General features: G+C 48.7%; 10 protein-coding genes and 3 pseudogenes. 4 read left to right on the forward strand and 9 right to left on the reverse strand.

The genetic code is table 11. The annotated features are described in order from the left end of the window. Positions 1 to 96: 96 nt before the first annotated feature. Positions 97 to 531, forward strand: a pseudogene (locus tag AAKU61_RS20445) (IS6 family transposase); the annotation flags it as partial. Positions 532 to 567: 36 nt separating this feature from the next. Here AAKU61_RS20445 and AAKU61_RS20450 read toward each other — a convergent pair. The 7 genes and pseudogenes from AAKU61_RS20450 to AAKU61_RS20480 all read right to left on the reverse strand — a co-directional run. After that, positions 568 to 726, reverse strand: coding sequence for a hypothetical protein (locus tag AAKU61_RS20450; protein WP_323493026.1), 159 nt, complete (start codon positions 724 to 726; stop codon positions 568 to 570). Positions 727 to 1,065: 339 nt separating this feature from the next. Continuing rightward, positions 1,066 to 2,712 carry a bifunctional aspartate transaminase/aspartate 4-decarboxylase gene (locus tag AAKU61_RS20455; RefSeq protein WP_354335259.1) on the reverse strand — a complete coding sequence of 549 codons (1,647 nt, stop codon included), beginning with the start codon at positions 2,710 to 2,712 and terminating at the stop codon, positions 1,066 to 1,068. 19 nt (positions 2,713 to 2,731) lie between these two features. Then, positions 2,732 to 4,441 carry an aspartate-alanine antiporter gene (gene aspT / locus AAKU61_RS20460; RefSeq protein WP_354335261.1) on the reverse strand — a complete coding sequence of 570 codons (1,710 nt, stop codon included), beginning with the start codon at positions 4,439 to 4,441 and terminating at the stop codon, positions 2,732 to 2,734. 917 nt (positions 4,442 to 5,358) lie between these two features. Further along, positions 5,359 to 5,886: a hypothetical protein gene (locus AAKU61_RS20465; protein ID WP_354335263.1), complete on the reverse strand. Its 528-nt coding sequence runs from the start codon at positions 5,884 to 5,886 to the stop codon at positions 5,359 to 5,361. Between the two features lie 153 nt (positions 5,887 to 6,039). Beyond that, entirely contained in the window at positions 6,040 to 7,569 is a 1,530-nt protein-coding gene (locus AAKU61_RS20470; RefSeq protein ID WP_354335265.1) for a glycine betaine ABC transporter substrate-binding protein, read from the reverse strand. Further along, positions 7,566 to 8,312: an ATP-binding cassette domain-containing protein gene (locus AAKU61_RS20475; RefSeq protein ID WP_354335267.1), complete on the reverse strand. Its 747-nt coding sequence runs from the start codon at positions 8,310 to 8,312 to the stop codon at positions 7,566 to 7,568. The genes AAKU61_RS20470 and AAKU61_RS20475 overlap by 4 nt, the downstream gene beginning before the upstream one ends. 413 nt (positions 8,313 to 8,725) lie before the next feature. Next, positions 8,726 to 8,812: pseudogene (locus AAKU61_RS20480) on the reverse strand (IS6 family transposase); the annotation flags it as partial. Between the two features lie 607 nt (positions 8,813 to 9,419). Between AAKU61_RS20480 and AAKU61_RS20485 the strand changes: the two are divergent. Then, positions 9,420 to 10,490 carry a flavodoxin family protein gene (locus AAKU61_RS20485; RefSeq protein WP_354335269.1) on the forward strand — a complete coding sequence of 357 codons (1,071 nt, stop codon included), beginning with the start codon at positions 9,420 to 9,422 and terminating at the stop codon, positions 10,488 to 10,490. Positions 10,491 to 11,077: 587 nt separating this feature from the next. Next, a pseudogene (locus AAKU61_RS20490) lies at positions 11,078 to 11,251 on the forward strand (IS6 family transposase); the annotation flags it as partial. 117 nt (positions 11,252 to 11,368) lie between these two features. Here the strand turns inward: AAKU61_RS20490 and AAKU61_RS20495 are convergent. Further along, entirely contained in the window at positions 11,369 to 11,800 is a 432-nt protein-coding gene (locus AAKU61_RS20495) for a BLUF domain-containing protein (RefSeq protein WP_354335270.1), read from the reverse strand. A 92-nt stretch (positions 11,801 to 11,892) separates the two neighbouring features. Beyond that, complete coding sequence (locus AAKU61_RS20500) at positions 11,893 to 12,165, reverse strand: helix-turn-helix domain-containing protein (protein WP_354335272.1); 273 nt, start codon at positions 12,163 to 12,165, stop codon at positions 11,893 to 11,895. On the opposite strand from AAKU61_RS20500, the gene AAKU61_RS20505 reads away from it, so the two are divergent. Continuing rightward, entirely contained in the window at positions 12,160 to 12,357 is a 198-nt protein-coding gene (locus AAKU61_RS20505; RefSeq protein WP_323493133.1) for a hypothetical protein, read from the forward strand. The genes AAKU61_RS20500 and AAKU61_RS20505 overlap by 6 nt on opposite strands. Positions 12,358 to 12,984 lie beyond the last annotated feature (627 nt).

A 12,984-nucleotide genomic window follows, 5' to 3' on the forward strand; every position in this document is an offset into this window, starting at 1 on the left:
CCTACCTGTAAAAATAATCGTATTGATGAATTGTTGCCGCTGCGGGCAAAATCGGTTGTTTGCTGATCGTCTAGGTGGGACTGTCGGACGCATACGAAATATCTGTATCGCGCAGTCGATAAAGAAGGTCAGACAATTGACTTTCTATTGACAGCAAAGCGTGAAAAGGCAGAGGCCATGCGCTTCTTCGACAAGGCGATGCAGGCTAACGGCATTCCGGAAAAAGTCACGATGGACAAGAGCGGAGCAAACAAAGCAGCGATCGATGAAATCAATGATGCGATGGACGTACCGATGCTCATTCGTCAGGTAAAATACCTCAACAACATCGTCGAACAAGACCACCGCGCAGTGAAACGAATAACAAAACCAATGCTTGGCTTCAAATCATTTCACGCGGCGAAAAGCATCCTGACTGGCATCGAATTAATGCACATGATTCGCAAAGGCCAGCTGATGTTTGGTGGCACAGAAGAGATGTCTTTTGCCGATCAGTTTTATGCTTTAGCAGCACAAATCCGTTCAGTTTGAGAACGAATGAGATCCCAGTAATAAGTTTGATTTACATTAGTTAACGCGACAGAACCGTTCATAGTAGCCAACACCAATATCCATGCTGGTTCCGTAGTTACCATTGTAGCCACACCATCCGCCGCTAACAGCACAGCTGCTTGACGCAGCAACTACTGGAGCGATGACGATCCAACGCCAGATTCGGGTTTTCATTTGCTGACCTCTTTAATATCGGTTTCAGTCCATTCCACCAATCTAAACGGTGCTCCTGAAGTGTCGGAGACCACTGCAACATTCCTTCCATGCCTGTCGGCCCGCGGCGTTAACAGTACATGCCCGCCAAGTGCCTGAAGTATTTTTATTGATTTGTTGATGTCATCGACGCGTATATGTTCAGCCAGTGTGGTTGGGTATTTGGATGATTCCGAGGCAGAGTATTGGCACTAGCCCGCGCTTGATTACTTAACATACACAAATTTCGAGCTACTTGATTCGCTAGAGGTTGCTTCAGGTGGGCAAGACCGCACGAGCGTTTGGTTCATCACTCTGCGGTTAGCCAGGATGCAATGGCACTGCGCGCGGGGGCTGAGGGTCTGTTACAGGTGCTGGTAAGCTATCCCTAAAATCCTGATAACACTCATCGAGCACATGGCGCGTAAATTTGCCGATTGCCGCGTACTCGATCTCAGTTAGGTTAGCCAGCGAGACCCGCGCCGAGGTGTCAATTACATCAAATCCATTGCCCGGCAGCAGAACCACACCGGTTTCTTGCGCAAGCCGGAAAAGAAAGCTGATACCAAGATCGCTGCGGACGAACCATGCTTCAAATTCGGGCCCATACAACGCGCCGCCAATTTCTTGCAGATCGATCAACGAGTAATAGTTCACGTCATTGGGCGTTCGCAATGCCTCGATACCCATATTGCGATACAAGGTCTGATAGCGCTTGCGCAGCAACTGTTTGGCCGACTCCTTGTAGCGGTGTTCTCGGTCCATGAGTCCATTGAGCGAGAACAGTGCCATTTGCAGTTGCTGCGGGAGTGACAGACCGGCGGTATGGTTCAGCGCGACGGCGCGGCTGTCAGCGACCAGTCGATCGATGAAACGAGTCGTGCGCGGCGTGGTAGTGAGTGAAGCGTATCGTGCGTCGAGAAGGACTTTCCCCGCCTCTGGCAATGCTGCCAGTGCCGCGTCAAAAACATTTTCGTCATGTAGCGCAATGATGCCTAGGCGCCATCCTGTTGCGCCAAAGAACTTTGAGAATGAGTACACGCACAGTGTATTTCGTGGGCACTTAGCAAACAGCGACACAAAGTTATCCGCAAAGGTCCCGTATACGTCATCGGTGATAATGAACAGATCGGGGCGTTGTTGCGCCACCAGCGCGGCCAGTTGATCGAGAACCTGATCTGATAACTTGGTCGAGGGTGGATTACTCGGATTGACGAGACAAAACAGCTTTACTGCTGGATCGCGCAGCTTGTCAATTTCACTGGCCGGCAGCTGCCAGTCAGCGTGTCCGTCCATGCGAATATCGACCACCTCGAGGCCGTATTCGGCTAGTCGAGGGATTTCCAAATAAGGTGAAAAGATCGGCGTGCTGATGGCGATCTTGTCACCCGGCTTGATCAAGCCGTTGGCTCGCAATGTTTGGAAAATATACGTCATCGCGGCCGTGCCGCCCTCAGTGGCAAACACCGAGAACGATCCCTGATGGGCGAGCGGGCCGAACATTTCCTGCGCCAGATACGCTTTGACGATTTCTTCCGTATGCGCCAGCATACGCGGCGGGGTAGGGTAATTACATCCAAGAAATGCTGCCACCATCTCAAACAGAAACGTCTCTTGGTCAAGTCCGAGCTGATCCTTCACATAGGAAATCGCTGCACGCAGAAAGCGTACACCATCCGTGCTGCGATGAGCCGTGGCATAGATATCGAACCGGTGCACGATGCCGCTGCGCTCCGGCAGTCCACCAAAGCCGCTGTCAAGATACGAATATGACCGCTCGGCTTCGCGCATAGAAAAATCGCCCAAGCTCAGGAATGCCCAGCGCGGCAGTGTCGCCAGAAAATTCGGATTGCCGCGACCTGCATTGAGCATCATGCGCTGCGCATCCGAGGAAGCAATGGCGATGAGCTGATCTTTGAGTTCAAACGGGCTGAGGTTCGCAAATTGCTGAAAATCTTGTTGCGGCATGATAGGACTCGATCGCAGTTTAGGGGGCGGCATTTCTGGTGATGATGCCAACGATGACTGGACCCCAAAGGGTTAGAAACACATTGGCAACGGCGTAAGTAACGGTAAAGGACACGACAGGGGTTGCATTGCCTGCTTTCTCGAGCAACGCGGCGAACGCTGGGTTGGCGCTGCGTCCTCCGGCGACACAGGCGAGCGCTTCGATCGGATTGCGAATGCGCAGGACGTACCACGAAAAAAAGAAAGTAACGACTTGGGGTATCAGCGTCACACCAACGCCGAGCAACAGTAGTGTGAAGCCATGCTGCCGGATTGCGACCAATGCCTGCGGTCCTGCCGAGATTCCGACGATGCCAACAAAGACTGCGAGACCAAAATCGCGCAAGAAGTTGGACGCGCCCAGGGGCATTGCCGACACAGCCGGATGGACACTGCGAAGCCAGCCGAACATCAGGCCGGAGAGTAAACATCCACCGCCACTCCCGATCGAGATCGGGATACCCATGATGTAGAACTGCACCATGCCAATCAGAATGCCGATCAACATGCCTAATCCCATGAAGATGAAATCAGTGACCGCTGCCGGATTGATCTTGTAGCCAATTTTTGTTTGCACTCGGTCCAGATCCACGGGGCTGCCGGTGAAGTGTAATTCATCACCGCTTTTCAGGATGATCTTGCTAAGCAGCGGAAGCGCTAGGCCCATGCGCAAGACCCTTGTCAAAAATACGCCGTGACGCGTATCCACCGTTACGTGGTCGTGAATTTCGCCGACTTCACGCCCGCTCAGCGCGCGATTGGTTAAAATGATTTCACGACTCTCCTGTACCAGTAACATGTCCGCCGGTGCGCTGATTTCCTTGCCGAAGTAATCGGCTGCGGCTTCCATGACGGCAATCAGTCCAGTAACCGCCACCATGTCGCCGGCCAGCACGACGGTGGTGTCCGCGATCGCCAACGGTTGTCCAGACCGATAAATCGCCTCTACCGAGGCATCCGATAGCGCGATGTCGATCGCCAGGGCAGTCTGGTTGACCGCCGCGCTGTCGGGTGCAACCAAATACATTCGAGTGGCAACGGTGCGCATTGCATTGAACTGTCCCGGGTCGAGTTCGGCGTGGCCGCCGGAGATTGAAGTAGCAAGCTTGATGGCTTCCTGACGAATATCCCAGCGCATCACCATCGGCAGGAACCAGGTGACCATTATGATCGGTCCGAGCGACCCAAAAATATAACAAACCGCATAGCCAACTGCGACGTTCGTTTGCATCGTCTTGATCAAGGCCGGGGCCAAACCAAGCTTGGCGATGGCATCACCAGCGGTGCCAATGATGGCCGACTGTGTCAGACCGCCAGCGGCGAGGCCAGCAGCTATACCGCGATCAAGGTCGAACATCCAGGCACTGAACAGTACGCACAACAATCCCGTCGCGCACATCACAAATGCCGACACCAGTTGATTTAGTGAGCGTCGGTTCAGCGCATGGAAAAACTGCGGGCCACCTTGGAACCCGACCGCGTAAATAAATAGAGCGAAGAAAATCGCCTTTATTCCGCCATTGATCTCAATTCCGAGCTGGCCTATGACAACACCCACCAGCAGAGTTCCTGCAATGCCTCCCAGAACAAAACGCCCAACCTTGATTTTGCCAACCAGATAGCCGAGTGCAATCGTCGCGAACAGAGCCAGTAACGGCTCGCGTGTAAGCAGATGCTTGATTAATTCCATTGGAGTTCCATGATGAATTTTCGCCAGAGTAAAGTGTGCACCTGCGCTCGGGCATCCAGGTCGATGCCACTGAACGCAATTGGAGAACGATTGACTAGTCAGCTTGCGGAAAGGCGCCAGCGTCCAGTACGCGTTTGAGTATAGTTGGTTCACCTGATTTTTCTTTGTGCGGTACCGAGCACAACAAAATATCGATACGAGCCGCCAAACCGTCCGCACGACGCGGTATTGAACCTTCAGAGTGGGGTTCTATTTAAAAGTAGGAGCTAAGTAGGAACATTTTTTAATGGGTAAAACAAAAAACGTTGGATTATCTGGGTGAGGCCAAAATAGCGGCGGTGTCCAAAAGATATTTATACCCAGTGGCGCTATCAAGTTTTTGAAATTGGTACTCCCCATACAAAATTGGGGCTAATTGAGAACATCACCATTAAATGAGAACCATTGGAACTAACTGAGAATATTTTTAAGGTTAAAGTCAGTTAGATTTCCTGTTATGAAACAATTATTTCATCTCGTCGATTACCTTAAAGTGCGTTCGGCTATGTTTACAATCGGTTAGTCCATGCTTCAAAGCCAAGGGTATCCACGGATAGTAGCTTATGCGCTTGTATTGCTCCGAAGCGTTGACCTGAAAAACTTTTCAGTCGCAACTGCTGAGCAATTCGCCAGTGCCTTAGATGTGCAAACGAATTTATCGGTAAATGGCTTTCCAGACGATAGAAAGGAATTTGGCAGCGGCTCGAAAGTCTCTCAACATATTTCTCAAGTACGTTCTGTATTGCAGTCAATCCAGCGAGCACTTTAAATTTTCAGGCATCGAACCATAGCTTGAGGTGCCGCTCGAAAGCAACGTCTAAAGGTTCGATCAGCGACTCGGACGACCCAGGCTGGCAGGATTAAAATTATTAATCATTTCATTTATTTTGACACATCAGATTATTTGGATTCGTCACACAAGTGCAAAGCGGAGATTCGGGCGCAACGTCGCATTTCACTCCTGTGTAAATAATTTTAATCCCGCCTACGTCAATATTTTCGATATTTAAATTCGTCTTATACGAGGCCAAGTGAGCGCCGGCCACACTTCCATTTCCAGCATTTGAATCAAATTCTCCATTGCCACTTGCAGCCACAAATTGTAGTTTGTGAATGGATGGGCACTTGGTATCGGCTACTGGTATTCCGCCAGAAAAAGAAATGGACACATCAGCCCCCTGCTTAACAACCGTAGCGTTGGCAAACTGGCTTGCACAAGGGGTTCCAAGTGGGCTTCCATCAGCAGTTCCCATCAAAGTTCCCGTAAATATTCCTAGAACGGTAGCTGGAAGCTCAACGACTGCTCCGGTGTTTGTGGATGTCGCCGCAGGGGAATTTGAAGCATTATTACAAGCACTGAGCATGAATATACTCATTGCAAGAAACAAACATTTTTGTGTAAACATTGGTATTCCTTACTTGTTATTGTGGCGCCGACTTAATTTTGATCCATCCTGCCGATTAATGAATGTCCAGAGGCAGAACGGCTGTTTCTTTAACCGGAAATTGTGGGTAAGTTTAGCAAACCATTGATGTTTAACCAATAACTAATGAGCGATTCAATCAAATGATCTAGCCGATCGTCGGCGAAGTCCAAGCGGTACGATGATCACGTTGAGAATGCCGAAGACGAGATGTGCGAGAAGCGCCATCAATGCCGCTGGAATCGCCCCTGCCAATATATTGGAAACGTTGTTAAGAGAAAGTCCCGATATAATCAGTGCACCATATCCTCCGGCGCCGATCAGCGCCGCCAGTGTTGCGGTGCCCACGCTGACGATAGTAGCCGTTTTCAGACCTGCAATGATCACCTGGCTACCCAGTGGTAACTCAATGCGGGTCAGAATCTGCATCGAACTTAAACCAAACGCACGCGCATTTTCAATATGTTTTTTGTCGATACTTTGCAGCGCAGTGTGAGTGTTCAGAACGACTGGTAACAAACTGTAGAGACATAATGCGACTAGCGCAGGCCACAGCCCGATACCGAAGATTGGGATTAAGAAACAAAGCAGTGCTAAAGTCGGGATGGTTTGGATTAGCGCACTTGAAAGTAGGATTAAATGCCCCGCTTTGCGAAATCGGGTCGCCATGACTCCTAGCGGCACGCCAACTACCAGAGAAAAAAGTAGCGAAACGCCAACCAGCCAGGCGTGTTCCCTAGTGCGGCGCAAAATTTCCTTGGATAGATTGTCGTTTGAAGTTTTATGAAAAACTTGCGTACTCAAATCCTTCTTGCCACGGAACTGAGAGACGATGTCAGCGAATTTGACTTTATCGATATCCGCAGCGGCGTTCATCGAGCGCATCTCCTCCTCATTGATTGTCCCTTTCAGCCGCAAAAGCCGTTGCCACAAGTCTGGATGGCGGACCGTAAAGGCGTTAGTAACGACCCATACTGCTTCGTAGGACGGGAAGTAATGTAGATCGTCAGTGAGGACATGGAGATTATATTTTTTGATGTTGGCATCGGTCGAGTAAACCTCAATCACATCAACAGAAGCTTTATCTATTGCTTCATATACCAAGCTATGCTCCATGCGAATCACTTTTTCAGGGTCGAATTTAAAGTGGTAACGGTCAACCATTTCTTGGTAGCCGTCTGAACGTTCCATAAATTCGTAACTGAAAGCGACGCGAGCCTGTGAACTGATGCTAAGCAGATCACTCATTGTTTGCAGCCTATGTTTTTTTGCATAGGACTCTTTGACGGCTAGCGCATAGGTATTGTTAAAACCGAGTGAATCTGAAATTGTTAGCCCAAGAGGCGCCAGGGCTTGCCGAATTTCATCGGTCGATTTTAATCGCGGATTATTGAGTATTGTTTCGGCCAGCGTTCCGGTGTAATCGGGATAAACGTCAATGGCGCCGGCTTTCAGCGCCGCAAACAATATCCCCGTACTTCCCATACCTGATTTACGGTCGACAGAGTGATCTGAGGGAGACTCAATTGTTTGTGCGGCAAGCTCACTTAAGACGTAACTTTCAGTGAATATTTTTGAACCTACAACTACGGGTTGCTCGGCCCTAAGTGACCCTGATATCAACCATAACAAAATGACTAGCGTTATACACCTTTGGATACTCATATCCGGCCTTGTATGGCTGGAAGGCTTGGGTGAGCGCTAATGAATTGCGATACGAATGGATCTGCAGGTTGACAAACTAGTTCCTCATAAGTGCCTGTTTGCATTACGCATCCTTTATAAAGCAACGTAATTCGTTCAGCCAAGAATACAGCCTCACTGAGATCATGCGTGACGATGACAACGGTTTTCTTGAGCCAGTGGAAGATAGTTTTCAACTCATGCTGTAAATCACGTCGAACCAGTGGATCCAGTGCGCCCATCGGTTCGTCAAGCAGCATGACTGGTGGATCCATGAAAGCAGCGCGCATAATGGCGATGCGCTGTTGCTGCCCGCCACTGAGCTCATGTGGGAATCGGTCCAGAATTGTTTCATCCAAGTCGACGAGACTCACCAACTCAGAAAAACGCGCAGCTAGCCGCGCGCGCTCCCAGCCTCGCAAACGCGCGACCATGACTACATTTTCTCGCGCAGACAAATGGGGGAAGAGTCCTCCGTCTTGTGGGATATAGCCAATTTTGTCGGCCCATTCGGCACGCGAAAACGACAGTAAGGGTTGTCCGTTAATTTTGACGTAGCCCTTATCCAACGGAATTAACCCCAATGTTAGTCGGAGCAGAGTGGTTTTCCCCGAACCGCTGGAACCGATAAGAGCATGCGTTGTCCCACTCTGCACCTTAAGATTTATGTCCTGCAGCACAGTCTTACCGTCAAAAACTTTATAGATATGTTGGAGTTCGAGCATCGTTGGTGAACAGTTTATTTTTGTAATGCTGTTGAGAATGGCTGTTGATTTGCGTCTAAAACTGACCCACCGGAGTTGCAGCAAAAACCTTGGACTTGATTATGTCGTTAAACGGAGACCTGAGCTGTATTCTACGAGACTACAAGAACGAGCGAGGAGTTTAATCTGTTTCTCGTTTATTAGGGATATGGGAGGTTTTGTCCCGCTAGCTAAACCAAGATCGCATTGACGCGGATGATCCGAAAGAGCCTGTTCGAAATCGAAGGCACGGCGATGTCGTTTGCAGACCAATTGTTTGCGGTGTCAGGAGTAGACCGTCCAGTTTGACGGACACAGGGCCATTCCATGGAAATTCAGGCATTTGATCAATAATGCGGCAGAAACCCTCATTGCGTTATCGCGTCAGAACCAGTTCGAGCGCAGTAAAAGGTCTTGAAACCGAGCGTCGGTCGCGTGAGGCGTTTTATGGTCCGATGGTCTTGTTCGACGAGATCGTTGATGCAGCTTTTGTCCATGTGCCGGCTGTTGCCAGACTGGCGCTTACGACGGCAGTAATTCGCGGCGAGTATAGGTAGCCGCTTGAAAACACGGTGCAGCGTTTGGTTAATCGGCTTTTGATCGGTGTGCATCGGGCAAGCCTACCGTGGCTTCCTTAATGCGACGAAATCGACCGAGTTGCTTCTACCTAATTTTGTTTTCGGCTTTGACCCAATTTCCCACGTGGAATAATTTCAGTGACACAAGCGTATTTCAAGACCCTGGCCACTATCAACACTATCAACACTATCAACACTATCAACACTATTACCGTATTTTTATAAGTACTGGTTTGATATGTGTCCTACCGAACTGTTTCAATTATTTTTCTTCTTTAATCTGCAACCTGAACATTGCTACGTTTCGGTTGCTATATCGGTTCTGCAATCGAATAATAGAGCTACTGATTTCCTACTTTTTTGAAGATTAACTCATTGCAGTCGCAGTTAGCTTAAATGGAGTCACTATGAATTTACCCAAGATGAAAGCCCGCGCTGAGAAATATGACAGTCTTGATGAATTAGCTCTTAATAACGCGATTGAAATACCATTCCCTGCAATTGAAGTGTCATGATCGAACCACGCAAAGGGCAGGCGCCTGCTGTGCTAAAAAGAGGTGAATTTCATCTCGAATTTCAGCGTTCCTTTTTTGACCCATCTTTCAAAGCCGTACAAACGGAAATCGCTAAAGTTGAACAGGTTGCATGGGAAAATTACATCAACGGGAACAAGTCACCTATCACGGCAAAGGCTGGACCGGACTTTGCTGAGCCTGATTACGATCTGTCGGTGGAATGGAAATCGACGCGAGACAAATTGATTGCAGCGGAGGCTACACAAAAGGATTCTTCTACCAAATCAAGGGTTTTGCTGGTCTGCGGTTCTGCACGCAATGACGGCAGTTGTCCTGGCGAGATTTCAAAAACCTACCGCATGACGAAGCTTGCGGTAGAAATTCTGGAAGCAGGCGGCATAGAAGTCGATCAGTTGGATCTCAGCCTGTTGATTTCTGATTACGATAAACATATTTACCCCTGCAAGGCTTGTGTCTCCACCGCGATGCCATTATGTCATTGGCCTTGCAGTTGCTACCCTAACCATGGACAACGTCAGACCAATGACTGGATGGCCGAGATCTATGAAAAATGGGTCGCCGCTCATGCTGTCATTATCATGACACCTGTCTATTGGTACCAAACACCGGGGGTCTTGAAATTGATGATAGACAGATTGGTTTGTGCCGACGGCGGCAATCCGGATCCGACAACAACTTCAGGCAAGAATGCGAAAAAAGCGAAGGACATAGAGCTCAAAGGATGGTCCTACCCGAAACATCTGGCTGGCCGCGTATACGGTTTGGTTGTGCATGGCGATGTTGCGGGTATAGAAGGGGTACGCAGGTCATTGTCAGACTGGCTGGACTGGATGGGATTGGTCGATGCAGGCGCATTATCACGGCTGGACCGGTTTGTCGGCTACTACGAGTCCTATGCCGAAAGCCACGAAGTTCTGGATCGTGATCTAGCGATGCAAAAGGAAGTTCGCAATGTTGCCCGCGCCGTCATGAATGCTGTCGCCGAACTAAGAGCGGGTACTTTATTAATGCCGGATGCTGGGCTGGATCGTCCTCGACCCAAATGACTGTGCCATTGCCAGAACTCTTTTCGACTAGTGAGGAATGCGCTATATGCCTTTGCGTGCCGGAATCAGCCTAAGAAGAAGCAGACTTTGCTAAGAAAATACGGTCTTTCAACAAAATTCATTCCTACTTTAATTTGAATTCAACGTCACTGCTCGAACGACTCTCACCCGACCATTTAATCTTAGTACCATGTTTGATACTAATTACCGCCACCGAATTAGCTTGCCTAAGGAGCTGAGTTGTTCAATTTAGCTCTGATAACTTTACAGTGGACTGCAACGGCAATAACGCTAGTCGCAGCTTGGCTTGTGACATCCCAATCAAAGAAAAGGCGTAACTTAGGGTTTTGGTTGTTCACTGTAAGTAATATATTTTGGATAGTTTGGGGTTGGTACGATCACGCTTTCGCACTGATAGGATTGCAACTCGGTCTCTTTTTTCTCAATCTAAGAGGCGTAAGAAAGAATGATTCTGTTTGAGAGGAAAATGATTTGATCGATTAAATCGCCAGTACGCAAGACAGTAGTTTTTAATAGCTACTCCATGTTTGCTGCCACTGACAACCCTCGTCAACGATGTTCCTTCCAGGGTGATCAAGCCATTACTCAATTTCAAATCCTTTTGGTCAGCCCAAAAAGTCCTGGCCAGCATCGAGCTTATGCACATGATTCGCAAAGTACAGTCGATGATGGAAGGTGCTGAGAAGATGTCTCTCGCAGATCAGTTTCACCCGTTGGCAGGACAAGTCCGTCCAGCGTGATGATGGATGCAAGCGTCTGCTATAAATCCGATTTGGTTTCGCTAATGCGACAAAACCTGACTAAGTGACTTAGCGGCTTCAGCGACCGCACGGCTCGTGGTCACATATCGGCAATCGTTATTCAAGCATCTCAACGCCTTCCCCGAACAGCACCAACATGGTCAATGCTGCGCCAGGCTTGACCCGATTTGCGATTTCAGTTCTGTTAGCATTAAAAACTTCCGCAGCAATGGCAGAGTTGCTGATTTCTGTCTCGGTCAGATGTCTAAAACCCATGTCCCAAGTTGCAAATTGCCGCTCAGCGACTTCCGCTTTGGAAAGCAGAAAAATGTCGTCATGACGCTCGTCGAATTCGATGGACCGATATGTCTTACTTACGTCGGCGTCGTCACCCTCAAGTACCTGCAATATGCCGCCATTTGCGCATAGGAGCATTCCGGTAATTTTGCGTAATTTATTGATGCTCCGTGCAGTTTGAAGTATGTCGGCCATCACCTCTGGCGCATTGTTGACCAAAGAACTAGTGTAAACCAACTGAATAAGTGCCATGGCAGTAGTAATTCCAAAGTTAAAAAGTGTGAATTTGCTTCGTGAAGTGCTGCGCTGAGCATGTAGGACTAGCCGTGCCCAAAATTAATTGGCTAAATTTCGTTAGTTTCAATGCCGGTAGCAGAATTTGAATTGAGTGGATGCTTCGGCTCATGCATGTCATGAGTAATGCGTGGCAAGAGCCTCTCATATTCCTTCTTCACGACCCCAAAGCACTCAGATACTAACCTCTCCAAACCCGCACGGTCAACCACCTTTACGAGGCCGCGGCTGTATCGGATTAGACCAGCGGCCTGCAATTTGCTTGCCTCACCGCTTACTCCCTCACGACTCACGCCAAGCATATCCCCGATAAGTTCGTGCATTATCGTCAATACGTCGACGGGAACGAAGTCGACTCGGCAAAGAAGCCAGCAACAGAGCTTGTATTCCAAGCGGTGATGCAGATTACAAACAGCGACTTAAGTCATTTGGGCAACCATGGCGTGGGTGATGCGCTACAGGGTGCGCATCATGGCACAGTGAAGGTCAAACTCCAATGCCAAATGGTGCGATGACAGACAATAGGCTTGACCGGCGTTCTGCACTACTGCGACACTTGAAGTTATACCTCTCCCCAAAAAGAGTGAAATACCCACAATGCCATCGCGTCCAACCACGGCAATCTCATCAGAGTCGCCATTTTCCATGACGTACATCAGTTCGGGACCACACATAGTGGCATTCTTTTTTGTCCTAGTCGAACACCGCACTTGGCTTGCGCTGAGGTTACCTCAGCGCGTCACCTATTTATACGCTCTATCGCACACTTAGAGCAAACGTTCATGAATAAAGTTCACATGAAACGGTGACTCCTGATTTCTGAATGACTTTGGCTATCGATATAATTGCCCGATTTATTGGCATTCAATTCGATGTAGTGGTGACGTGATGAATGATGGCGCGCATTCGTTGTCAATTTTGCAGAAGTGGAAATCATCATGCCTCAAAATGGGCACGACAAAAGTTATTATCAGTAATAACGTCAACACATTGGTTGATCAGTTGATGGACTTTGCCCAGATAACTTTGAAAACTCTTTGTTTTAAACTGAGACCTTTGCATGACAGCCTTAATCAGAGCCGTTTCAGCAAAGGTTGAATTTTTAAAAAATAAAATGATGCTTTTTTAGTGATTTTGTCTTC

The sequence above is a fragment of the Undibacterium sp. GrIS 1.2 genome, assembly GCF_040544435.1.
GTDB lineage: Bacteria > Pseudomonadota > Gammaproteobacteria > Burkholderiales > Burkholderiaceae_D > Undibacterium.

Excerpts from the sequence above, each read along its gene's own strand:
- AAKU61_RS20450 (WP_323493026.1), bottom strand. The coding sequence starts at position 726 with ATGAAAACCCGAATCTGGCGTTGGATCGTCATCGCTCCAGTAGTTGCT.
- AAKU61_RS20455 (WP_354335259.1), bottom strand. The coding sequence starts at position 2,712 with ATGCCGCAACAAGATTTTCAGCAATTTGCGAACCTCAGCCCGTTTGAA.
- aspT (WP_354335261.1), bottom strand. The coding sequence starts at position 4,441 with ATGGAATTAATCAAGCATCTGCTTACACGCGAGCCGTTACTGGCTCTG.
- AAKU61_RS20465 (WP_354335263.1), bottom strand. The coding sequence starts at position 5,886 with ATGTTTACACAAAAATGTTTGTTTCTTGCAATGAGTATATTCATGCTC.
- AAKU61_RS20470 (WP_354335265.1), bottom strand. The coding sequence starts at position 7,569 with ATGAGTATCCAAAGGTGTATAACGCTAGTCATTTTGTTATGGTTGATA.
- AAKU61_RS20475 (WP_354335267.1), bottom strand. The coding sequence starts at position 8,312 with ATGCTCGAACTCCAACATATCTATAAAGTTTTTGACGGTAAGACTGTG.
- AAKU61_RS20485 (WP_354335269.1), top strand. The coding sequence starts at position 9,420 with ATGATCGAACCACGCAAAGGGCAGGCGCCTGCTGTGCTAAAAAGAGGT.
- AAKU61_RS20495 (WP_354335270.1), bottom strand. The coding sequence starts at position 11,800 with ATGGCACTTATTCAGTTGGTTTACACTAGTTCTTTGGTCAACAATGCG.
- AAKU61_RS20500 (WP_354335272.1), bottom strand. The coding sequence starts at position 12,165 with ATGCACGAACTTATCGGGGATATGCTTGGCGTGAGTCGTGAGGGAGTA.